Here is a 22,690-nt window from a genome sequence, read left to right as displayed (position 1 = left end):
GGGATGGGACACCAGCGGGGCTGGTGCCCGGGAGGTCTTCGCCGGATGGACCGGCGCACGCCGGTACGCAGAAGGACTTGCATGGATAGGTCTCCCGTCTCTGATGACGCCGCGTTGACGACGCCCTGCCCTCTTTGGCGAGGGCTAGCGCTCGGCCGCCTTTTGGGCGGTCCGTCGATAATGGTGCGGAATTATACGCAGAAGATTCCCACAATCGGGCACAAACAGTCGCCTTTTACAGAAGAAAGTGCGGTAAGACCAATGAATCCTCACCTCTTCTCGCCCCTTGTTGTTAAGAAAGGTCAAGAAAACGAAAAAGGCCTGCATTCAGCAAGCCTTTTTGCGCAAATGACGGGGCCAAGTTCAAATGAGCAGCCCTGACGTCCTCATTTCTTCATACGGTTTCCGCCGCCGGACGGGAACCCAAGCCCTTGGGCAAGGGGAATGTGACGTTTTCTTCAATGCCGTCCAACACGCGCACGCTGCGCGCGCCGATTTCCTTGATGCGGTCGATCACCGCCTGCACCAGCACCTCCGGTGCCGAGGCGCCGGCAGTGACGCCGATGCGCTGGCGGCCGACGATCCATTGCGGGTCGATCAGCGCGGCGTTGTCGACCATGAAGGCCGGCACGCCCTTCTTTTCGGCCAACTCGCGCAGGCGGTTGGAGTTGGAGCTGTTGGGGCTGCCCACCACGATCACCACCTCCACCTGCGGGGCCATGAATTTCACGGCTTCCTGGCGATTGGTGGTGGCGTAGCAGATGTCGCCCTTCTTGGGTTCGGCAATGGCGGGGAAACGCGCACGCAGGGCGGCGATGATATCGGCGGTGTCATCCACCGACAGCGTGGTCTGAGAGACATAGGCCAGCAGCGCAGGATCGGCCACCTGCAGGTGTGCCACGTCCTCGACCGTCTCCACCAGGTGCATCCCGGCTTCGGTCTGGCCCATGGTGCCTTCCACTTCGGGATGGCCGGCATGGCCGATCATGATGATTTCGCGGCCTTCGCGCCGCATCTTGGCCACTTCCATGTGCACCTTGGTGACCAGCGGGCAGGTGGCGTCGAACACGGTCAAGCCGCGTTCGGCGGCTTCGGCCTGGATCGCCTTGGAGACGCCGTGGGCCGAGAAGATGACCGTGTTGCCGGCCGGCACGTCGGCCAGTTCCTCGATGAACACCGCACCCTTGGCGCGCAGGTCGTTGACCACGTAGGCGTTGTGCACGATTTCGTGGCGCACGTAGATGGGCGCGCCGAAAGATATGCCGCATGACCACCCCCAGCAGCATGGTGGTGATCACCATGGTGGTGGTCACGGCCACCCCGTAGGCAGCGGCCAGGTTGTCGGATTTCTTGAAAGCCAGCACCACGGCCACCACCAACACCAGCAGCATCCAGTTGATGAGCGGGATGTAAATCTGGCCCTGCTCATCCTCGGAGGTATGCAAGATGCGCATCCGCGGCACGAAGCCCAGCAGGATGGCCTGGCTGGTCAGCGAGAAGGCGCCGGAAATCACCGCCTGCGAGGCAATGACGGTCGCGCAGGTGGCCAGCAGCACCATGGGCAGCACCAGCGGCTCGGGGATCATCAGGTAGAAAGGATTGGCCAGCGCCTTCGGATTGGCGATCAGGTTGGCGCCCTGGCCGAAGTAATTGATCAGCAGCGAAGGCATGACCGTGAAGATCCACGCATAGCGGATCGGCTTGATGCCGAAGTGCCCCATGTCGGCATACAGCGCCTCGGCCCCGGTCAGCACCAGCACCACCGAGCCCAGCACGATGAAGGCTTGCAGCGAGTGCTCGGCCATGAAATGCACGGCGTAATAGGGATTGATCGCCACCAGCACTTCCGGCGCCTTGGTGATGTTGTACAGGCCCAGCAACGCCAGCGAGAAGAACCACAGGAACATCACCGGCCCGAAGAAGCGCCCCACCACGCTGGTACCGTGGCGCTGGATCAGGAACAGCACCACCACGATCACCAGGGTCAGCGGAATGACCACGTGCGCGGTAGACGGCGCGGCGATTTCCAGCCCCTCCACCGCCGAGAGCACCGAGATGGCCGGGGTGATGACCACGTCGCCATAGAACATGCAGGCACCGAACACGCCCAGCATCAACAACAGCTTGGCCCGTGGCGAACCCGAGACGGCTGAACGTAGCGACAAGGCCATCAAGGCCAGCACGCCGCCTTCGCCGTTGTTATCGGCGCGCAGCACAAACATCACATACTTGATGGTGACCACGATGGTGATGGCCCAGAACAGCATGGAGATAATGCCCAGCACCGCGCCCGGAGAAAAGGCGATACCGTGGTCGGGGCTGAAACATTCCTTCAAGGCGTACAACGGACTGGTACCGATATCGCCAAACACCACACCCAGCGCCGCCAGGGTAATCATGTGGAATTTGCGGGACCGGAGGGAAAGGCTTGGATTGGTGTGAGATGAACTCATCTTGCTCCCTTTGCTTCTTCAAATGAGTGCCGGCGGACAGCGATCCAGGGTCAGCATGGACCTCTCGGCAAAGAGGTCCGACCACCGTCCGGGCAGGAGGCGTACTTTATCGCACTCTACCCGTGGTGCGCTCAAAATGCCGCTGACGTCATCCTGACGTTGCGTGGCCGCCTCTTGCTTCACGTGCAGAACTTGACAGCCGGGCAAGGACGCGGTTGCGGAATCGTCCTTGCGAAAAATCCTTCATTTCGGCTGTAACCCACGTTGGACAAGGCTTTGCCGCCCATACGCCAGCTGCATATGGATATGCGGTAATCGAATTTTTCTTTCTGCCCTGCCCTTTATATACTCCGAACGAATAAAGAACCGCAATTTCTCCATTCAACGGTTCTAAGCCACTTCCTGCCGGATCCTCCATGGGATTTGCTGTACCGGCCTCCACCGCACAGGACACCATGACCACCAAACTCTCTGCCAAGGGGCGCCTGCGGCGTCTGTTGACCACTACTGTGGCCGTATCACTGTTGGGCGCGCCGCTGCTGGCGCGTGCCGAAGGTCAGCTACGCATCGCCGAGCAGTTCGGCATCGTCTACCTGCTCTTGAACGTGGCGCAGGACCAGCAACTGATCGAAAAGCATGGCAAGGCCGCGGGTGTCGATATCAAGGTCCAGTGGCTCAAGCTCTCCGGCGGCTCGGCCGTCAATGACGCCCTGCTGTCGGGTTCGGTCGATATCGCCGGCGCCGGCGTGGGGCCGCTCTTGACCATCTGGGACCGCACCCGTGGCCGCCAGAACGTGCGCGGCGTAGCCTCGCTGGGCAACTTCCCCTACTACCTGGTGAGCAACAATCCCAAGGTCAAGACCATTGCCGACTTCAGCGACAAGGACCGCATCGCCGTGCCGGCGGTGGGCGTGTCGGTGCAGTCGCGCGTACTGCAACTGGCCTCGGCCAAGCTGTGGGGCGATGCCCAATACAACCGCCTGGACAAGGTCAGCATCGCGGTGCCGCACCCGGATGCGACGGCGGCCATCATCAGCGGCGGCACCGAGATCACCGGCCACTTCGGCAACCCGCCGTTCCAGGAACAGGAGCTGGCCGGCAATCCCAATGCCCATATCGTGCTCAACTCCTATGACGTGCTGGGCGGCCCCTCTTCGGCCACGGTACTGTACGCCACCGAGAAATTCCGCCAGGACAACCCCAAGACCTATGGCGCCTTCCTGGGCGCACTCGATGAGGCTGCCCGCTTCATCGCCGCCAACCCGGAGAAGGCCGCTGACATCTATCTCAAGATCAGCCAGGGCAATACCGACCGCAAGCTGCTGCTGCAGATCATCAAGAACCCGGAAGTGCAATTCAAGATCGCCCCGCAGAATACCTATGGCCTGGCCGAGTTCATGCACCGGGTGGGCGCCATCAAGAATAAACCGGCCTCGGTGAAGGATTATTTCTTCGATGATGTGCACATCCAGGGGGGAAGCTGAGATGCGCGCGCTGGCCCAAGGAGCTCATCGATGCTAATGAAGATTTCTTCCGACCTGCACCAGCCCTTGTTGCAGGTCGAGCGCGTCAGCCTGCAATACCGCAGCGCCACGGCGGTGGTACAGGCCACCCACGAGGTCAGCTTCGATGTCCATACGGCCGATCGCTTCGTGCTGCTCGGACCTTCCGGCTGTGGCAAGTCCAGCCTGTTGAAATCGGTGGCCGGATTCCTGCCACCGGCCGCCGGTGCGATCCGCCTGGACGGACAGATGGTGCGGCAACCGGGGCCGGACCGCATCGTGGTATTCCAGGAATTCGACCAGTTGCCGCCCTGGAAGACGGTATTGCACAACGTGATGTTCCCGCTGCTGGCCTCGCGCACCCTGGGCAAGCGCGAAGCCGCCGAGCGCGCCCGCCACTATCTGGACAAGGTCGGCCTGGCGCACTTTGCGAACGCCTATCCGCATACCCTGTCGGGCGGCATGAAGGCGCGTGTGGCCATTGCCCGCGCTCTGGCCATGCAACCCAAGATGCTGCTGATGGATGAACCCTTCGCCGCACTCGATGCGCTGACCCGGCGCAAGATGCAGGAAGAATTGCTGGCGCTGTGGGAAGAGGTGCGCTTCACGCTGCTCTTCGTGACCCATTCGATCGAAGAAGCGCTGGTGGTGGGCAACCGCATCCTCTTGCTCTCGCCCCATCCGGGCCGCGTGCGCGCCGAGATCAACAGTCACCAGTACGACCTGGGCAGCCTGGGCGGCGTGGGCTTCCAGCAGACTGCGCAGCGCATCCATCGCCTGCTGTTCGAAGACGGCGAGGGCAGTGCCGCGCCGGCGCCGCAACCTGCCATCAACTTCAGCGACGTCCGCTTCTCCTACTGAACTACTGAACATTGCCATGCCCCAGACGCCCCCGATCCGCGACGAATACGAAATCCCGCTCACGCCCCTGCCCGGCCTGGTCCTGCAACGTCAGTTCTCGCTGCCGCAGCGCGTCTGGCAACAGGGCTGGGTGCGCAAGGATGCCATCCTGCTGTTGCTGGCGCTGGTATGGGAAGGCGTGGCGCGCTGGCAGAACAATGACCTGTTGCTGCCGACCTTCCTGCAGACGGCGCAGGCCTTCGTCGATGGCATCCAGAGTGGCGAACTGTTCGGCAAGACCTGGCTCTCGCTGCAGGTGCTGATGAAAGCCTATTCCTGGGCATCGTGGCGGCCTTCGTGCTGACCACGCTGGCAGTGTCGACCCAATTCGGGCGCGACCTGCTGGGCACGCTGACCTCGATGTTCATTCCGCTGCCGGCATTGCCCTCTTGCCCATTGCCCTGCTGTGGTTCGGACTGGGTCAGGGCAGCCTGATCTTCGTGCTGGTGCATTCGGTATTGTGGGCACTGGCGGTCAATACCTATGCGGGATTCCTGGGGGTATCGGACACCCTGCGCATGGCCGGACGCAACTATGGCCTGCACGGCCTGCGCTTCGTGCTGCAGGTACTGGTACCGGCGGCCCTGCCCTCGATCCTGGCCGGTCTGCGCATCGGCTGGGCCTTCGCCTGGCGCACGCTGATCGCCGCCGAGCTGGTCTTCGGCGCCACCAGCGGCCAGGGTGGACTGGGCTGGTACATTTTCCAGAACCGCAACGAGCTCTACACCGACAAGGTCTTCGCCGGACTGGCGATGGTCATCCTCATCGGTCTGCTGGTGGAAAACCTGGTCTTCAATACGCTGGAACGGGTGACCGTGAAGAAGTGGGGAATGCAGCGCTGAGGAGCCGCACTAAAAAGTAGGCCGGAAAAGCAGCGCCACCCATCCATATAAATGATTTATATCATTTACAGCAGCGACAATTGATTCGGATCTTCGCGCCGCCGCGACTGCGCCTTGCGACGCGGGTCGATGACCTGGCCGATGTCGCGGCCCTCGGTGGAAATGCCTTCGATGGCCAGCAGCAGTTTCTTCACATGCAGGCCACCGGCAAAACCGGTCAGCTCGCCACCCGAACCAATGACGCGATGGCAGGGCGCGATGATGGAAATGGGATTGCGCCCATTGGCCGCCCCCACCGCGCGCACCGCTTTTTCGTTGCCGAGCTGGCGGGCGATATCCAGGTAGGTACGGGTCTGGCCGTAGGGAATATCCAGCAGCGCCGACCACACCTGGCGCTGGAATTCGGTGCCCTCGAAATGCAAGGGCAGATCGAAGCTCTCGCGCTCACCGGCGAAGTAGTCACGCAGTTGCTGCTCGGTCTCCAGCAGCACCGGACGGTCTTCATCTTCCACCATCTCGCCCAGGCGCACGCGCAGGGCATCGTCGTCTTCCCACAGGATGGCCGCCAAGTGATCGCCCTTGGCCACCAGCTTGAGCAAACCGGCCGGGGAGGTCATGAGCTTGTAGGCGTAGTCCATTGGTTTGTCTTTTGTTGCGTTGAGGGGACTGATTCTACTGTGCCAGTACGCAAAATAGTCAAGCATTCTAGAGAATGTTCGTCCATCTATTTCTATGGATGATATATGATATGTATATCATTCATCAACTATGGAGCCTACGATGAGCCGCATCCTGGTGGATATCCCGGATTCGCAATTGGCAGACCTGACTCAAATCGTCGAAAGTCAGCAGCGTCCGCGTGCAGTCATCATACGGGAGGCAATTGCCGCCTACATCACTCAACACAAGCTGGAACATAATGCCGAAGTCTTCGGCATCTGGAAAAAGAAGAAGGTAGATGGCCTGGATTACCAAAAGGAGTTGCGTGCAGAATGGTAAACGCACTCTTCGATACCAATATCCTGGTCGATTATCTCAATGGCATTGCCGTTGCCAAAAGGGAGCTGGCACGTTATGAATACCGCGCCATCAGCATCGTGACCTGGATGGAAGTGATGGTTGGCGCCTCGGAAGAAAACGAGGATGCCCTACGTTCCTGGCTTTCATCATTTCACCTGATCAATCTGGATAGTTCAGTGGCAGAACGCGCGGTACATATCCGGCAACGCCGGCGAATCCGCCTGCCGGATGCCATTGTATGGGCATCTGCACAGGAGCACTCCCTGCTCTTGGTATCTCGCAATACCAAGGATTTCCCTGCTGATGATCCAGGGGTACGTGTTCCCTACAAGCTCTAAGGCATGTACACATTCAGAAAAATAAACAGGGCGCCACGTTGCAGCAGCGCCCTGCACACGACAAACAAGCCCTTCAAACGGTCAACACCGAATACCCACTCTCATTGAGCGCGTCATACACCCGCGTGCAACTGCGGCAGAACAGGTGGCTGCGCTTGACGTGGTGATGCCGCAGCACCAGTTGCAGCGCCACCCCTTCGCAATGCGGGCAAGCCTCGCGCATGGGGCCCACCGGGGTGACCTCGGCGGTCAGGTAGCCGTTGGGGGTCATGACGCCTTCCACCACTTCGCGCGGGTCCAGTTCAACCAGCCGCAACAGCAAGGGGGCGGTACGTTGCTGGTAACGCGAACGCTCGCGCGCGGGGCTGGCAGCAATGCCGGGTAGGGGTGGAAGGGACGGGGACGATCTGACATCCGGGTGCCGGGTGGCCATGCTCATGGGTATCTCCTTGGTGAGAACTGCTGAGGCTGATCGGGTCTGCGTGCGGGAGAAGGCCGCAAGGGCGCTTCCGGGTGCCGCGCCTGCTGGCTTGAAGTCAGGAACAATGCGCTGACGACGCGACGAGTCTTCACTCTAGTCGGCCCAAAGGCGGACTTCAATGGCCACTCGCAAAGAAATTTTGTGTTGTCTTGACTGCAATTTGCACGATCAGGGTTATCAACAAAACGGCAAGAATTTGTGGGCCCGGTTTTCGATTTTCACAAGCCAGCGCAAGCCAAACTTCGATTTCCCGCCATCCTTGCACCTGACATGCCAGAAATGGTTACAACCCCGGCCATTGGTTTTTCATTTTAGCAAGGACAAGGTTTAAGGAAATTCAAAGCCGGGGCCCAGGGGTTCAAGCCAAGATCCTGGAAGACCCCCTGCGGGGATCAACGCCCGTGTTCCAGATAGTGGGGGGCCCAGTTTTCTTCAAAGTCGGAGAACCTGCAATTCCACCGCTTCTTTCAAGAAACGCGGTGCTGCAAACAGGATGGTGAACGTTGCGGCCAGTGACGCGGGCGCACGCGGGGTGTGCCATGGTTCGCCGGCAACCATGCCCAGGGCGTGGCTNATCATGCGCAACGGCTGGGCTTGCCGGCCACCATCGTCATGGCGCGCTTCACGCCGGGCGTGAAGATCGAGCGCACGCGCGGCTTCGGCGCCAACGTGTTGTTGCATGGCGACACCCTGGAAGCGGCCCGCACCCACGCCTATGAACTGGCCGAGAACGAGGGCCTGACCTTCGTCCATCCCTATGACGACGAAGCCATCATCGCCGGCCAGGGCACGGTGGCGCTGGAGATGATGCAGGCAGTGCCGGACCTGGATTGCCTGGTGGTGGCCATCGGCGGCGGCGGTCTGTTGGCCGGCATGGCCGTGGCCGCGCGCGCCCTCAAGCCGGAGATCGAGATCGTGGGGGTGCAGACGCGGCGCTTCCCGACCATGGTCAATGCGGTCAAGGGTACCGAACATCCGGTGGGCGCCAGCACCATCGCCGAGGGCATCGCCGTGGGCACGCCAGGCACGCTCACGCGCGCCATCATCGCGCGCGAAGCCAACGAGCTGCTGCTGGTCGATGAAGGCGATATCGAACAGGCCGTGCTGATGCTGCTGGAAATCGAGAAGACCCTGGTGGAGGGGGCCGGTGCGGCTGGACTGGCGGCGCTGCTGCGCTATCCCGACCGCTTCCGTGGCAAGCGAGTGGGGCTGGTGCTCTCGGGCGGCAACATCGATCCATTGCTGCTGACGGCCATCATCGAACGCGGCATGGTGCGCGCCGGACGCCTGGCGCGCGTAAAGGTCAGCTCGCGCGACGTGCCCGGCACGCTGGCACGCATTACCGGCATCGTCGCCGAAGCCGGCGCCAATATCGATGAAGTGCACCACCAGCGCGCCTTTACGCTATTGGCGGCACAGAACGTGGATATCGAGCTGGTGCTGCAGACCCGCGGCCGTGCGCATCTGGCGCAGGTGCTGCAAGCCTTGCGGGTGGCCGGCTTCGAGGCCGAAGAGCTGCACTGAACAGGCCCGGGGGCCTCAGCGGCGGCGATGGAACTGGATCTTCTGTTCCAGCGGCGGCAACGCATCGCCGCTGTCGCCACACCCATCACAGGCGCCACCGCCACATCCTCCGGCCTTGGCCGGCGGCAACAGTCGGCGCCCCAGCGCCTGCCATGTCCCGGCGTGACGCCGCAACAACCAACTTGCCAGCCTGGCCTGCCAGCGCCAACTGAGGGCCGGGGCCAGCTTGCGCAGCATATAGCCCAGGCTGGCCGCCACCAGTGCGGCGATCACCGCGTATTGCCACCATAAGTGATTCATGCCAGCCATCCTGCGATGCGATAGGTTAGGAACGACGCCACGTAGGCCAGTACGAACATGTAGCCGAAGGAGAGCGCCACCAGGCGCCAGGATTGCGTCTCGCGGCGGATGATGGCCAGCGTCGACATGCACTGCGGCGCAAAGGCGAACCACACCATCAGCGACAGCGCACTGGCCAGGGAGATATGCGTCGCCAACGCTTGTTGCAGCGCTGCACCTTCTTCGCCACCGACCGCATAGACGGTGGCCAAGGTGGCCACGGCAGTTTCGCGAGCGGCGAAGGCCGGGATCAGCGACAAGCTGATCTGCCAGTTGAAGCCCAGCGGTGCAAACAGGTATTGCAGGCTATGGCCGATATAACCGGCGATGGAATAATCGATGGCCGCCCGCGTGGCATCGGCAGGTGGGGACGGGAAGGTGCAGATGGCCCACATCAGTACCGTCAACGCCAGCATCACGCCGGTCAGGCGTTTCAAGAAGATCGCGCCGCGCTCCCACAGGCCCAGCGCGATATCGCGCCAGTGCGGCAAGCGATAGGAGGGCAGTTCCATCAACAGTGCGCGCTCCTGGCGCGAGCGGCCGATGCGCTTGGCCACCCAGGCTACCAGCATGGCCGCCGCGATGCCCGCCACATACAGGCAGAACAGCGCCAGTCCCTGCAGGTTGAAGATGCCCAGCACCGGATGATGCGGGATGAAGGCACCGATCAGCAGCGCATACACCGGCAGGCGCGCCGAGCAGGTCATCAGCGGCGCTACCAGGATGGTAGCGAGGCGATCCCGCGGATCGGTGATGCTGCGTGTCCCCATGATGCCCGGAATGGCACAGGCGAAGCTGGAGAGCAGGGGAATGAAGGAACGCCCCGACAAACCCACCGAGACCATCAGCTTGTCCAGCACGAAGGCCGCACGCGGCAGGTAGCCCGATTCTTCCAGCAAGAGAATGAAGAAAAACAGCACCAGGATCTGCGGCAGGAAACCCAGCACCGTCCCCAGCCCGGCCAGCAGGCCATCGGTCACCAGTCCGCGCAGCGGACCTTCCGGCAACCACTCGCCGACCACGCCACCCAGGGTGCCAAAGCCATCGGCAATGGCATCGGTCATCGGCTTGCCGATGGCATAGACGGCCTGGAATACCAGGAACATGGTCAACGCCAGCACCAGCAACCCCAGCACCGGATGCAGGACGATCCGGTCGATCGCATCGTCGCGACGGTCGGTGGCGGCCGGCATCACTACGGTCGCGGCCAGGATGGCGCGCACCTCGACGTGCAGGTCATCGATGGGCGCCAGCGTTGCCGCAGCAGGCACTTGCTTGACATCGATGGCGTCCACCAGCGCGCGCGCACCGCCACGCTTGACCGCCACGGTCTCGATGACTGGCATCCCCAGCCGCTGCGACAGTGCCGCCACATCGATGCGGATGCCGCGGCGGGCAGCGGCATCCATCATGTTCAGCGCCAGCACCATAGGCAGCCCCAGGCGCCGCACTTCCAGCACGAAACGTAGATGCAGGCGCAGATTGGTGGCATCGGCCACGCACACGATCAGGTCGGGCACGGCCTCGCCCGGATAACGGCCCTGCAGCACCGCTTGCGTGACACGCTCATCAGGGCTGACCGATTGCAGGCTGTAGGCGCCCGGCAGATCGACCACGCGCACCTGGCGGCCGGAAGGGGCGGTGAAGGCGCCGGATTTGCGCTCCACCGTCACCCCGGCGTAGTTGGCCACCTTCTGGCGCGCACCGGTCAACTGGTTGAACAGCGCCGTTTTGCCGCAGTTGGGATTGCCCACCAGGGCGATATTGAGTGCTGCGCCCTTCATGCGGCTACTCCCTCGACATCCGAGGCCTGCAGAGTGACCCGCTCGGCTTCGGCGCGCCGCAACGCAAAGCGCGTCGAGCCGATCTGCACCACGATGGGGTCACCGCCAAAAGGCGCGCTGGCAACGATGCGCACCAGTTCTCCGCGCACGAAACCGAGGTCGCGCAGGCGCGCGGCAACGGGATCGGACGTATGCAAGTCGATGACGTGATCAACGATGGCGGCGACGCCCTTGGCTAGTTCTGTAAGACGCATGGTTTTTATTCTTGGCAGGGATCAGTAACGATTCTCATTATATTGCTTCACCCTGATGACTGCCTGACTGAAGTGATTGTCACTTCGGGCAGAGGCAATCCACTGCGCCTGGACGGCGGGCGTTGCGCCCCTATGTCGCAGGACAAGCTGGGCAATCCTCGCGGAAGTGTTATATTATTGGCAATAAAAGAAACGCAACACGCAGTTTTTCTTTTATTATCTAGACAATAAATCCGTCGAATGTGTCGCTTCTTCGCCGAATCTCACAGAATTTTCCATGCGTAAATTATTGCAGCGCACTATACTTCGTTTTGTTTCCGCATGGAAATTAATGCCGCGCGCTGCAAACCGGACCGCTAGAGCCGGGCGAACCCTGCGCAAAGGAGTGGCGGCGCCGCAACGATCGATTCAAGCAGCTTGCATGGGACTGGCCTTGGCGGCCTGAACGACCACCACAACATGACTCCACCTTCAGCAGGTCCAGCCGAATCCGACATGCCGCAGCAGATGCCGCTGCGCAGCCTGTTGGCCGAAATCAGTGCATTGACGCTGCACGTGCAACAGTTGAGCCGCATGGCCGGCGAAGCCAGCGCACTCATCGACAATAGCCAGATGCCGGCCCCCATTGATCCCGTCTCCTTGCAACAGGCCCAGCAAGATGCCGCCGACCATGCCGACGATCTCGACCAGACCGCCCACCAAGTCCAATGGGTCGAACTGGAAGAGGCCATCATGCGCATCTTCGACCAGACCTTCGGCCCGCGCCTCGATACCCTGGAGCGCCAGATGAGCATGAGCCTGATCGCCGAGATCGGCCCGGCCGCCTTCGTACAGAAGGTGTTGTGGGGCGAGGAGATCAGCGACATTGCGCTCACCATTGCCCTGGAACGCATGTTGCCGGCGCTGGAGCAACTGGTCGAGGTGCATCCGCGCGCCTTCCTGCACCAGGCCAATTCAGTGCTGGGACGCTTCAAGAGCAACTAGCTGCGTCGGCGTTTTGCCCTTTCCTTTCTAGAGCCTGTCCCGTTCAATCATTCAGTCGCGAGCAACACCGTCGAGGTGACGTCCACAACGCAAAATAAAACGCCCCGGCCGCAGCCGGGGCGCTTCATCACCGCATCCCACTCAAACGTCAGTGCGTAGGGTCGGTCTTGATCTTGGGAGTGGTCGCCAGGGCTTCATTGCGCTGGGCAGTGGACTCCATCTTTTCCTGCTTCAGTTGTGCCTTGGCAGCCTTCTTATCGGATTTGTATTCTTGCTTGGCAGCCTTTTTCTGGGCCTTGTACTCGGCCTTGGCATCGGCATCGGCCTGGCGCTTCTGGACGAACGGGTCGTTGGACGGCACGGCTGATGGCGTCGTCGCCGAGTTCATCGAAGTGCCCGGGGCGGCGTCCACAGCATTGCCGCTGGTCGGGGCATTCTGGGCCATGGCGCTACCGGCCAGGGCCATGAACAGGGTCGAGATCAGGATATGACGAGTCTTCATGGGTACCTCCTTGCGTTGTGTTTATCGGAAAGCCCGTGGCTTCGATATCGAGAAACAGGATGCGGGACCAGTGGTGATCCGTGTCGCTACTATAGGCAAGCTGGCTGTTGCGCTATGTCGGACAAGGTCTGATTCCGCGCTTCCGCGATGACGCAAATTGTCGGGTGTGCATACCCACATCCCACGCGATGTTGCGTCATACGTGTTGCTCTGAACGCGTTACCTGCATGAAGGTTCGGACAGAAATGCAAGCGATGGTGAACGATGCAAGCAATCGTAACAAGCAGGAACAGGCCCTAGCCATCGACCCGTACTACCACCTTGCCGAAGGCGCCGCGTTCCAGATGCGCCAACGCCTCGGGCAACTCGGCAAATCCATATTCCTGCTCGACCATCGGCACCAGGCCCAACTGATCGACTGCACGCACCAGATCTTCCAGCGCACGGCGATGACCCACGCCGATGCCCTGGATGCTCTGGCGCCCCAGCAGCAGCGGGATGCTCGACGCCTGCAGCCGCATGTCGCCCAGCAAGCCGATCAGTGACAGACGACCGCCTTGCGTGAGCGCTTGCAGAGAGCGTTCCACGTTCTCGCCGCCGACCAGTTCCAGCACGTGGTCGGCACCACGGCCCTGGGTCATCTCGCGCACCTGATGCTGCCATTGAGGATGAAGACTGCGCAGGATGCCGTGCGTGGCGCCCATGGCGAGCGCGCGCTCCAGCTTGCCCGCATCGCCGGAAATGACGATGGTGCGCGCACCATGTGCGGCCGCCAGTTGCAGCCCGAACAGCGCCACGCCACCGGTTCCCTGCAATACCACCGTCTGGCCGGCGCGCAATTGGCCGTGTTCGATCAGGGCGGTCCAGGCAGTGAGACCGGCGCAGGGCAGCGTGCTGGCCTGGGCATCACTCAGGGTGAGCGGTGCGGCCACGGCCCAGTCCTCATCCAGCAGCACGTACTGGGCCAGCATCCCCGGACCCGGTGCACCCAAGGCCAGGGCTTGCGGCGGCCAGTGGCCGTCCAGCCAGCCGCCCCAGAATGTAGAGATGACGCGTGCCCCCGGCGCGAAGCGGCGCACGCCAGCGCCCACCGCCACGACTTCACCCGCCATGTCGGAGGCGGGCGTGAAAGGTAGCTGCACTTGCGGGCCGCCGCTGCCGCTATCGATATTCATCTTGTCCCGGTAATTGAGCGCAACGGCGCGCACGCGCACCAGAATCTGTCCGGGTGCCGGCTGCTCGATGGGCAGGGTCTCCAGTTGCAGGTGCTGCTTGCCGAATTGATGCAGGCGCCAACGGCGCATGGTCTGGTCCATGGTTGCTCCTTGTGCGAACGATAGGTGATGGTGATAGGTCGTGCGTGAGACCAAGGGCTCACGTCGAACTGCGAACAGGACACCAGTCTATGGGCCGCACCAACATCGTAGTGGCGACGATTTTTCCCTGCTTTGTAGCGCTGATTTCGCCAATGCTTGCCGGGGCGGTGCACAATCCCGCCTGGCAAAGGAGAATCCATGGATAGCTTCAATGGCATTGCCGTCTTCATCCAGGCGGTGGAGGCGGGAAGTTTCATCCGCGCAGCACAGCGTCTGCACCTGTCGCGTTCAGCGGTGGGCAAGAGCATTGCGCGCCTGGAAGAACGACTGGGCGTGCACCTGTTCCTGCGCAACACACGCAGCCAGAGCCTGACCGAGGAAGGGCGCGCCTATTACCAGCGCTGCCTGCGGGCACTGGAAGAACTGGAAAGCGGCCAGGCGCTGGTGGCCGAAGGGCGATGCGAACCCACGGGACGGGTACACATCAGTAGCCCGGTGCTGTTCGGGCGCATGTGCGTGGCACCGGTGCTGGTGGAACTGGCGCGGCGCTGGCCGCAACTGGATATCACGGCCTCCTTCACCGATCGTCGGGTCGACCTGGTCGAGGAAGGCGTGGACCTGGTGCTGCGCAGCGGCCCCTTGCCCGATACCAGCCATCTGGTGGCGCGCAAGATGGGCGTGCAGACCATGATGCTGTGCGCCTCGCCGCAATATCTGGCCGATCACGGCCGGCCGCGCCACTTCAGCGACCTGGCACGCCATCACGCCATTCTCTATGGCAAGGCAGCAGGTTGGCCGATCCGGGATGAAGAAGGCAAGGTGCGCATGGCACCGGTGACCAGCCGCCTGCACTTCGACGATCTCGAAGCGATTGCCGCGGCCACCGTCGCCGGGGCCGGACTGGCGCACCTGCCGTGCTGGCTTATCAGCGCACACGTCAAGGCGGGACGACTGGTCAAGCTGATGCCCGAGGAATCCTTCGCCACCATCGATATGCATCTGGCCTGGTCACCGACGCGCCACTTGCCCTTGCGGATACGCACCGTGATCGATGCCCTGGCTGCCGCGTTGCCCCCTTTGCTGGGTGTGGGTGTGCCCAGATCCGGGCGGAGCCGGGGGCCGTAGTCAGGCGCGACGGCGCCGCTGCGTGATGCCCTGTTGCGCGCCCGGCAGGCTGTCCAGCCAGCCCTGCCAGAAGCGCCGCATGGCCGCTTCGAACTGGGGGCGGTGACGCTTTGCGTCGGCACGCAGGCGCGCCACGCTGATGTCGCGCGTGTGGGCAATCTCATGGGCGTGACTGACCAGCCAGTGCTCCACCGTGCGCACGTCCACTTCCGGGTGGAATTGCAGCGCCAGGCAATGGCGCCCCCAGGCAAAGGCCTGGTGCGGATACCTGGCCGATGCAGCCAGGTGACGCGCCCCGGCCGGCAGGTCGAAGGTATCGCCGTGCCAATGCAGCACCGGGGTCTGCTGCTCCACCACTTCGCGCAACCAGGGCGAATCGTCCAGATGCTGGCCGGGCTGCAAGCTGGCCCAGCCGATTTCCTTGCCACAGCTACCGGGATAGACACGCGCGTGCAAGGCCGCTGCCATCAACTGCGCACCGAGACAGATGCCCAGCGTCGGCAGGTCTTCCAACATCCGCGCCCGCAACCAGGCGACTTCGGCGCGCAGCCAGGGATAGGCCTCGCTGTCATAGACCGCGACCGGGCCACCCAGCACGATGACCAGGTCCGCATCCAGCGGCGAAACATCGACCAAGGCATCCACTCCCACCTCGACATAGCGGATCTGGTAGCCGTTGCCGAGCAACAGCGGGGCCAGTTGGCCCAGGTCTTCGTTGAGCACATGACGCAGGGCGAGGGCGGTTTTCATCGGACGACTCCTGTCAGGGGGTGAGGGCGCGGCGCCAGCCGCGGCCAGCTTCGTTATAGCTGATCGTATACAACACTTGCCTGAAAAACTTGCTCAAATCTATTGAACAAGTTCCTTGAATCTTGACGCTCTTACGCCAAAAAATCTTTGCGGCATCGCAAAAGATGTGAAATGAACAACAAGCCGAAAAAGCCCAATGATTAGATTTATTCCTTATTTATCATAGGCTTACTGCGGAAACTCGACCGCCTTTTTCTTCACAATCTTTCCTTTTTTAATGTGCAGTTGCGATATAAAAATCGCAGCACAGGATCGAAAAAACTGATTGTTCGTCTTTATGGAATGATGTATTCCGGTTTGTCTTCTTTTTCCGGCGGCCTTGGGTCTCTACACTTGGTTTCACGATGACAGCACACAAGGACTGAACCACAAGCGTAGTCACAGCTTGCAGTGCGCATCTCCTCACTCACAAAGGAACGATCATGAGCACCAAGAACATTGCCAAGAACCTGTTTGCAGGCCTGCTGTTGAGTACCGCCGTGGGCGCCGCCATGGCGGAAGCCCCGTATCCGGCCGAGACCCAGATCGTCTCGACCAAGAGCCGCGCCGAGGTCGTGGCCGAACTGCAGCAAGCCCGTGCCAACGGTGAACTGCTGGTGACCGACCAATATCCGGTGGACAAGCCCTTCGTCTCCACCAAGACCCGTGCCGATGTGCGCGCCGAACTGCAACAAGCCCGCGCCAATGGCGAGCTGCTGGTGAGCGACCGCTATCCGGTGGAAAAGCCCTTCCACTCGACCCTGACCCGCCAGCAAGTGCAACAGGAACTGCAACAAGCCCGTAGCCAAGGCAACGCAGTGAGCAACGCCCCGGATCGCTCGCTGTAAATCGGACGATCCGCAAGTCTTCTTCCACCCCGGCGCCATCATGCCGGGTGGAGGCGCAACAAGCGCAGCGGCCAACCCGCTGCGTCAGTCTCTCCCCAGGCGGGCCCCATGAAAGCGACACCCTCTCCCCTCGGTCGCCGGTAGTGGGGTCCGCCTGTCCTGCTTTCACCTTCCTGTTTTACTCTTCATTTTCTGGCCGCGCTTCTGGTTTTTTTCATGCGGCCATTTTCTAAGTTTTCTACTCCATTCGCTCTTCTGTTTTCCTTCCCGTTTTCCCTCTGTATTTCGTTCTTTTCCACCTTCCTTTAATAAAAACCATCTCTAAGTTTTTGTATTTTCCATTTATAAGTTTTAGTTCAATGGTTTTCTAAGTTGATGAACGCATCCATGAACCTGCCATGATTGCTGCGCTTGTTCTGAAATTCGGAACGATGAATTCCGATTACGCGTCTTTATCCGAACGCCGATGATCTCTAAACTTGGTTTCACGATGACAGCACACGACGACTGAACCACATGCGTTGGCCCGGGTTGATGTACTCATCTCCTCACTCACAAAGGAAGCATCATGAACACCAAGAACATTGCCAAGAACCTGTTTGCAGGCCTGCTGTTGACCACCGCCGTTGGCGCCGCCATGGCCGAGGCTCCGTATCCCGCCGAAACCCGTTTCACCTCCACCAAGACCCGTGCCGACGTGATCGCCGAACTCAAGCAGGCGCGTGCCAATGGCGAATTGCTGGTGAGCGATCGCGACCAGGAAGTCAAGCCGGTAGCCTCGACCAAGACCCGTGATGAAGTACGCGCCGAGCTGGTCCAGGCACGTGCCAATGGCGAACTGAGCATCTCCAATCAGTAAGTACATCCACTGGCGGCAATGGCCGCTACCACGCCAGCGTTTCTCCCCAGGCGGGCCCACGAAAGCGACATTCTCTCCCTCTGTCGCAAGTAGTGTGGTCCGCCTGACTTTGTCTTTTACAAATTTGCATTTTCTAAGGTTATCGACTTCCCATTCCTTAGATTCGTCGATTTCACTTTCTAAGTTTTTACTTAAGACAGCATGGCCTCTACAAGCACGAGTTATAGGCGGCCAAATTCCCCCTCCACGAAAAATTCACCGCCCTGAAATAGTTAGGTTTGTGAGCCATAAAAAATGACCATTTCAGTCTGCCGCCTTCTCGCCCGGCGGCCCGTCGATGACGGTATCGAGCGCGTCGGGCCGGTTGCGTGCCGAGACGTCCGCGCGCAGGCGGGGTAGGGCGTCGGGGTAGTGGGTGGCGATGAAGCTGATCATGTGCTCGCGAATCTGGCAGCGCAGGTCGAAGGCGCTGCCGGAATCCCTGGCCGAGACCAGCAGGCGAACCTGTATGGTGCGCTCGCTGGCGTCGGTGACGTGCATGACGCAGACCCGCCCATCCCACAAGGGCAGGGTCTGGCAGACCCGCTCGAATTCGCCCCGAATGGCCGCCGTGGGCACCGAGAAGTCCAGCCACAGGAAGACCGTGCCCAGGATGGTGGAAGAGGTATGGGTCCAGTTCTCGAAGGGGTTTTCGATGAACCATTGCAGCGGCACGATCATGCGCCGCTCATCCCAGATCCTGACCACCACGAAGGTACCGGTGATTTCTTCCACGCGGCCCCATTCACCCTTGACGATCAAGACGTCATCGATGCGGATCGGCTGCGAAAAGGCGATCTGCAGACCGGCAAAGAAGTTGCCCAATACCGGCTTGGCGGCAATACCGGCGACGATCCCGGCCACGCCCGCCGAAGCCAGCAGACTGGCGCCGAACTGGCGCGCGCCGGGCAAGGTCAGCAGCACGAAGGCCAGGCCCAGCAGGGCAATGATGAAATAGGCGCTGCGCGAGAGCACGCGGGTCTGGGTCAGGATGCGGCGGGCCTTGAGATTGTCGGCCACGTCATAGGGATTGAGGTTGATGACAGTCAGGCTGACCGACTTCACGCAACGCATCAGGAACCAGGTCAGCGCCAGGATGAAGGCCACCGAGGTGAGATAGGAAATGCGCGTGAGCCCGGGGGTGTTGTCAGGCGCGCCGGCCAGTACCAGGCGCAGCATGAAGAGCATCACGCAGGCGCGGCTGGCATTGAAGGTGACGGTGGTAGCGGTGGTGGTGAAGGGGTGGCCTCGTGCCAGACGCCGTACCAGGGCGATGCCCATGCGATGCAGGAAGATCGCCAGCAGCATTGCCAGCAGGGCCACGCCCAGCACAATCAGGCCGGAGCGCAACGGGCCTTCGTTCATGTTGTACAGAAAACCGAGATCCAGGCTCATCCTTTCCCTTCCATGTCTGATGTTGTCCGGTGGCTACGCGCAAGGCGTTTTCCGGTTCGAACAGGGAAGGGCGGTTTTGTTTCCGAGCTGGGCTAATTGCCGGGCGGTGGTTCCGCTGCCTCCAGCGTGCCGACCAACAGGCAAGCCGTTTCCACCGCGGCGGCCAGGGCCAGTTGGACTGGTGCCGGGCGCTGGCGGGTGAGCTGCTGCAGGGCCGGCCCATCCTGGGACTGCAGCGCTTGCGCCAGGGCTTGCAACCAGTCCAGCAATTCCGGCGCGACCGCTTGCGGATGCGCCCACAGGTGGCTGGCCGCCGCCGCCAGGCGCCGCGACAAGGCCACGGCGGTGCGGCCCCGGCCATGGTCGCGCTCGGGCCAGCCGCGTTCGCGCGCCAGGCGCTGCAACAACAGCCCGGCCTCGACATTGGCCACACAGGCGTCACGCCGGTGCGCGTGCAGTTGCGCCATGCGCGGCTTGTCCTGTAGAGCAGGCGCGGCACTGAGCGCGGCATAGAGATAGGCCAGGTTGAGCTGGGCCATGCAGCGCAGTTGGGTCTGCGGATCGTCCTGCTGGCGGCGCGGCCAGAACAGGTAACTGGCCAGCACCGCCACCAGCGCGCCGATGACGTTGTTGCCGGCGCGCAGGGCGGCATTGCTGAGCTCATGCGCCGGATCGCCACCGACATCGGCCACCAGCACGAAGACCGGGGTAAGGAAAGTGGCATACAGGCCATAGCTGACCGGACGCAGCGCCATGGTCAGCACCGTCAGCGGAAACACCAGCACCGCCAGTCCCAGCGGCGAATGCACCACCAGGCAGACCGCCACCGCCAGCACGCCACCGACCACGCTGCCTACGGCGCGCTCCATGCTGCGCGACCAGCTATCAGAAATACTCGGCTGCATTACCAGCATGGTGGCCATGGTGGCCCAATAGCCGAAGGGCAGTTCCAGCAGATGCACGATCAGGTAGGTGGCACCGGCGGCGGCGGCGCAGCGCCAGGCGTGATGCCATTCGGCCGAACCGGCGCGCACATGCAGCGCGGCCTTGCGCCACAGCGCAGCCAGCAGGTGCAGCAGCGCCGCCACACCCCGACGTTGTGGCCGGGCCACGCGAGCGGCCTGCTTGAGGCCGGCCGGATCCTGGCCGCCCAGCGCCAGCGGCGTATCGACCTGCTGCAACAGACGTCCGGTGCCGCTGGGCAGGCGCGCCACCAGTTGCCGCAGGCGCAGCATGATGCGCGCATCGTCATCGGCGGCAATCGCCTGGCCGCCTTGCATGTCGCGCTGCATGGCCTGCAACTGGCGCGCAATCGCGCCCAGCACACGTGCGGTGCGCTGGCGCGCGTGGGCGGGCTGGTAATGCGTCAACTGCAGATCGGCCAGCACCGTAATGCCATCGAGCAGCACCTCGGCGCGTGCCAGGCGCACCAGCAGGTTTTCGTACAGGCGGCGGGATTCGGTACGCTCCACGGCCACCGCTTCCAGGGCGCGATGGGCGCTGGCAATGTCAAAGCGTGCATGACGGCGGGTATGCGCCGCCAGTTCGGCGGCATGAACCGCATACGCCACGTCATCCAGGTCATTGGCCGCGGCGATGGCGGCCAGCTCGGCCAGGGTGCCATAGGCGCGGGCCACCGCCTGGCGTGCCGGGGCAAAGGGGTGGATGCGCCAAGCCGTCAGGCCCAACAGCAGCGCCCACAGGCAGCCGCCGAAGTAGATCAGCACGTGGCTTTGCGCCAGCGGCCACAGCACCACCGGGGCATCGGCCATGATGGCCGACACGCCCGCGGCCAGCATCAATACCAGCCCGGCAGCGGCACCATAGATGCGCGAGAAACCGGCCACGCCAGCACACGCCATGATGGTCAGCAAACCCGCTTCCACGCTGAAACCGGCGGCGGTGGCAGCGACCATGCCGCCCAGGGTGGAGGCCAGCGCAAAGCCGCCCATCGAGGCCAGGCGGGCGCGATTGGAGCCGGCACTGTCGGCCAGGCAGGTCAGGAAGGCGCCGATGGCGGCCCAGGAAAACAGGGGATTGCCCAGCCACTCGCCCAGCAGCAGCATGGCCGCTGCCCCGCAAGCGGCGCGCAGGCCCTCGGAGAGATTGGCATGACGCAGGGGAAACTGCATACGCCAGCGTTCCACGCGGGTGCGGCAGCGGCGGCAATAGTTGAGCAACAGGAAACGGTACAGCGAGAAACGCGACGACAAGAGCGGCGGCATGATCGTGCTTGGATAGACGGCTGGCGGAGCAGGGCAGGGGGCCTGGAGGGACCATGGAGGGTGGCCGACACCCGCACACTCACGAGCGCGATGACGTCATTCCGGTTCCGCCTTCACGGGTGAGGAGGGGCGGCAGGTATCGGCATGATCAGTATAGGAAGAGGCAGTCATGCACAGCATGACTTAAATTCCCATTTTGCATTCGCAGATGGAATACTAGAACTCAAACAAGATACCACGCGGCACGCGCCGCTCCAGACGCCTTACTTGCGTCCCCGGCCACCGGCAAACAGTTCAGCGCTGATGTCCATCCAGGCCCTTGCCGCATGGGACAGGTAAGCGCCGCGCGTGACATAGGCCACCTGCCATTGCACTTCCGGTTCCACCAGCCGCACCGCCTGCAACTGGTCGCTGGCCAGGCGGTGGATGAAGGGTTCGGGCAGGAGCGCCGCGCCCATGCCGGCCAAGGCCATGGCCACCAGCCAGTCCCATTGCGCGCTCTGGGCCACGATTTGGGGGGTAATCTCTTGCTCGCGGAAGACACCGCGCAAGCTGCGGGTGAGGCCGAATTCATTGTTCAACAACACCAGCGGCATCCCATCGAGCTGGGCGCAGCGCAGGGTGGCGCGGTTCTTCTGGAAGCTGCCGGCCTGCGCCACCGCCCACATCGGGTAGCGCGCCACCGGCAGGGTCTGCAATTCCAGGTCGGGGTCGGCCGGCAGCACGGTCATGCCGATTTCCAGCTCGCCGCTGGCGACCCGCTGCTCGATCTGCGGGCCGGTATCTTCCTTGAGCACGATGGCAATCTCTGGATGACGCTCGCGGAAGGCCTTCAGTACCGGCGTGCAGAGGATGTTGATCATGGGCGGGATGCCGATTTCCAGGCGGCCGCAGCGCAGCGCCTTGGTATCGCGCACCTCGGCGTCGAGCCGCTGCATCGAGGCCAGGATCTGCTGGCCCTGTTCATACACCACGCGACCGGTATCGGTGAGTTGCAGGCGACGCCCATCGCGGATCAGCAAGGGTGCGTCCACCTCGTCCTCCAGCTGGCGCACCATCTTGCTGACGGTGGACTGGGTCACGTGCAAGGTGTCGGCGGCGCGGCTGAAACTGTTCAGGCGCACCGTTCGGTGAAATAGCGCAGGGCGCGGATATCCATGGCGGCGGGGGC

The 22,690-nt window shown here is 62.3% G+C and carries 18 protein-coding genes and 5 pseudogenes; 10 read left to right on the top strand and 13 right to left on the bottom strand.

What is annotated here, in order from left to right:
* Nucleotides 1-394 precede the first annotated feature (394 nt).
* Nucleotides 395-1,255, bottom strand: a pseudogene (gene ispH, locus I5W_RS29305) (4-hydroxy-3-methylbut-2-enyl diphosphate reductase); the annotation flags it as partial.
* Nucleotides 1,251-2,399, bottom strand: a pseudogene (locus tag I5W_RS30925) (KUP/HAK/KT family potassium transporter); the annotation flags it as partial. The pseudogenes I5W_RS30925 and ispH, both read right to left, overlap by 5 nt.
* Before the next feature lie 509 nt (nucleotides 2,400-2,908).
* Between I5W_RS30925 and I5W_RS02225 the strand changes: the two are divergent.
* The 3 genes and pseudogenes from I5W_RS02225 (at nucleotide 2,909) to I5W_RS02215 (ending at nucleotide 5,697) form a co-directional block, all read left to right on the top strand.
* Entirely contained in the window at nucleotides 2,909-3,937 is a 1,029-nt protein-coding gene (locus tag I5W_RS02225) for an ABC transporter substrate-binding protein (RefSeq protein ID WP_044528016.1), read from the top strand.
* A gap of 30 nt (nucleotides 3,938-3,967) precedes the next feature.
* Nucleotides 3,968-4,816, top strand: coding sequence for an ABC transporter ATP-binding protein (locus I5W_RS02220; RefSeq protein ID WP_085946758.1), 849 nt, complete (start codon nucleotides 3,968-3,970; stop codon nucleotides 4,814-4,816).
* A 16-nt stretch (nucleotides 4,817-4,832) separates the two neighbouring features.
* Nucleotides 4,833-5,697 (top strand): annotated as a pseudogene (locus tag I5W_RS02215) (ABC transporter permease).
* Nucleotides 5,698-5,762: 65 nt separating this feature from the next.
* Here I5W_RS02215 and I5W_RS02210 read toward each other — a convergent pair.
* Nucleotides 5,763-6,335, bottom strand: a complete 573-nt coding sequence (locus I5W_RS02210; protein WP_044528013.1) for a methylated-DNA--[protein]-cysteine S-methyltransferase — start codon at nucleotides 6,333-6,335, stop codon at nucleotides 5,763-5,765.
* Between the two features lie 142 nt (nucleotides 6,336-6,477).
* On the opposite strand from I5W_RS02210, the gene I5W_RS02205 reads away from it, so the two are divergent.
* Both I5W_RS02205 and I5W_RS02200 read left to right on the top strand, forming a co-directional pair.
* A complete protein-coding gene (locus I5W_RS02205; protein WP_017452670.1) occupies nucleotides 6,478-6,696 on the top strand; it encodes a ribbon-helix-helix protein, CopG family in 219 nt (72 codons plus the stop codon).
* Entirely contained in the window at nucleotides 6,690-7,055 is a 366-nt protein-coding gene (locus I5W_RS02200; RefSeq protein ID WP_017452671.1) for a type II toxin-antitoxin system VapC family toxin, read from the top strand. The genes I5W_RS02205 and I5W_RS02200 overlap by 7 nt, the downstream gene beginning before the upstream one ends.
* A gap of 73 nt (nucleotides 7,056-7,128) precedes the next feature.
* Here I5W_RS02200 and I5W_RS02195 read toward each other — a convergent pair whose 3' ends face one another.
* A complete protein-coding gene (locus tag I5W_RS02195; protein ID WP_044528012.1) occupies nucleotides 7,129-7,494 on the bottom strand; it encodes a hypothetical protein in 366 nt (121 codons plus the stop codon).
* 410 nt (nucleotides 7,495-7,904) lie between these two features.
* Between I5W_RS02195 and I5W_RS02190 the strand changes: the two are divergent.
* Nucleotides 7,905-9,060, top strand: a pseudogene (locus I5W_RS02190) (threonine ammonia-lyase).
* Between the two features lie 15 nt (nucleotides 9,061-9,075).
* On the opposite strand, the gene I5W_RS02185 reads toward I5W_RS02190, so the two are convergent.
* Genes I5W_RS02185 through I5W_RS02175 form a run of 3 tightly spaced genes read right to left on the bottom strand, consistent with a single transcriptional unit; the run spans nucleotide 9,076 to nucleotide 11,437 of the window.
* Nucleotides 9,076-9,360 (bottom strand): DUF6587 family protein, encoded by a 285-nt coding sequence (locus I5W_RS02185; RefSeq protein ID WP_017452674.1) that lies wholly within the window; start codon nucleotides 9,358-9,360, stop codon nucleotides 9,076-9,078.
* The gene (gene feoB / locus I5W_RS02180; RefSeq protein WP_044528011.1) at nucleotides 9,357-11,183 is read right to left on the bottom strand and encodes a ferrous iron transporter B; all 1,827 of its coding nucleotides are present in this window, start codon (nucleotides 11,181-11,183) and stop codon (nucleotides 9,357-9,359) included. Before feoB ends, I5W_RS02185 begins: the two co-directional genes overlap by 4 nt.
* Nucleotides 11,180-11,437, bottom strand: coding sequence for a FeoA family protein (locus I5W_RS02175; protein ID WP_044528010.1), 258 nt, complete (start codon nucleotides 11,435-11,437; stop codon nucleotides 11,180-11,182). The genes feoB and I5W_RS02175 overlap by 4 nt, the downstream gene beginning before the upstream one ends.
* Nucleotides 11,438-11,932: 495 nt before the next feature.
* Here I5W_RS02175 and I5W_RS02170 point away from each other — a divergent pair, with 495 nt between their 5' ends.
* Nucleotides 11,933-12,421, top strand: a complete 489-nt coding sequence (locus I5W_RS02170; protein ID WP_017452677.1) for a hypothetical protein — start codon at nucleotides 11,933-11,935, stop codon at nucleotides 12,419-12,421.
* A 148-nt stretch (nucleotides 12,422-12,569) separates the two neighbouring features.
* On the opposite strand, the gene I5W_RS02165 is transcribed toward I5W_RS02170, so the two are convergent.
* Nucleotides 12,570-12,923, bottom strand: coding sequence for a hypothetical protein (locus I5W_RS02165; protein WP_044528009.1), 354 nt, complete (start codon nucleotides 12,921-12,923; stop codon nucleotides 12,570-12,572).
* A 296-nt stretch (nucleotides 12,924-13,219) separates the two neighbouring features.
* On the bottom strand, nucleotides 13,220-14,239 hold the full coding sequence (locus tag I5W_RS02160; protein WP_083893441.1) for a zinc-dependent alcohol dehydrogenase family protein: 1,020 nt from the start codon (nucleotides 14,237-14,239) through the stop codon (nucleotides 13,220-13,222).
* Between the two features lie 198 nt (nucleotides 14,240-14,437).
* Between I5W_RS02160 and I5W_RS02155 the strand changes: the two genes are divergently transcribed.
* Nucleotides 14,438-15,364, top strand: coding sequence for a LysR family transcriptional regulator (locus tag I5W_RS02155; RefSeq protein WP_044528008.1), 927 nt, complete (start codon nucleotides 14,438-14,440; stop codon nucleotides 15,362-15,364).
* Here I5W_RS02155 and I5W_RS02150 read toward each other — a convergent pair whose 3' ends face one another.
* Nucleotides 15,365-16,114, bottom strand: coding sequence for a glutamine amidotransferase (locus tag I5W_RS02150; protein ID WP_044528007.1), 750 nt, complete (start codon nucleotides 16,112-16,114; stop codon nucleotides 15,365-15,367). It lies immediately after the preceding gene.
* Nucleotides 16,115-16,596: 482 nt separating this feature from the next.
* Here I5W_RS02150 and I5W_RS02145 point away from each other — a divergent pair, with 482 nt between their 5' ends.
* Both I5W_RS02145 and I5W_RS02140 read left to right on the top strand, forming a co-directional pair.
* Nucleotides 16,597-17,001: a DUF4148 domain-containing protein gene (locus I5W_RS02145; RefSeq protein ID WP_044528006.1), complete on the top strand. Its 405-nt coding sequence runs from the start codon at nucleotides 16,597-16,599 to the stop codon at nucleotides 16,999-17,001.
* A gap of 568 nt (nucleotides 17,002-17,569) precedes the next feature.
* Nucleotides 17,570-17,860 carry a DUF4148 domain-containing protein gene (locus tag I5W_RS02140; RefSeq protein ID WP_017452683.1) on the top strand — a complete coding sequence of 97 codons (291 nt, stop codon included), beginning with the start codon at nucleotides 17,570-17,572 and terminating at the stop codon, nucleotides 17,858-17,860.
* A gap of 303 nt (nucleotides 17,861-18,163) precedes the next feature.
* On the opposite strand, the gene I5W_RS02135 is transcribed toward I5W_RS02140, so the two are convergent.
* The 3 genes and pseudogenes from I5W_RS02135 to I5W_RS02125 form a co-directional block, all read right to left on the bottom strand.
* Complete coding sequence (locus I5W_RS02135) at nucleotides 18,164-19,294, bottom strand: mechanosensitive ion channel family protein (RefSeq protein WP_044528005.1); 1,131 nt, start codon at nucleotides 19,292-19,294, stop codon at nucleotides 18,164-18,166.
* A gap of 92 nt (nucleotides 19,295-19,386) precedes the next feature.
* Nucleotides 19,387-21,519, bottom strand: coding sequence for an FUSC family protein (locus I5W_RS02130; RefSeq protein WP_044528004.1), 2,133 nt, complete (start codon nucleotides 21,517-21,519; stop codon nucleotides 19,387-19,389).
* A 263-nt stretch (nucleotides 21,520-21,782) separates the two neighbouring features.
* Nucleotides 21,783-22,678: pseudogene (locus tag I5W_RS02125) on the bottom strand (LysR substrate-binding domain-containing protein).
* Between the last annotated feature and the right edge of the window lie 12 nt (nucleotides 22,679-22,690).

Origin of the sequence: Herbaspirillum sp. B65 (assembly GCF_000333555.1) — a bacterium.
Taxonomy (GTDB): domain Bacteria; phylum Pseudomonadota; class Gammaproteobacteria; order Burkholderiales; family Burkholderiaceae_D; genus Herbaspirillum; species Herbaspirillum rubrisubalbicans.
Note: the sequence above shows the minus strand (reverse complement) of the source record. Positions and strands in the feature narration are given on the sequence as shown.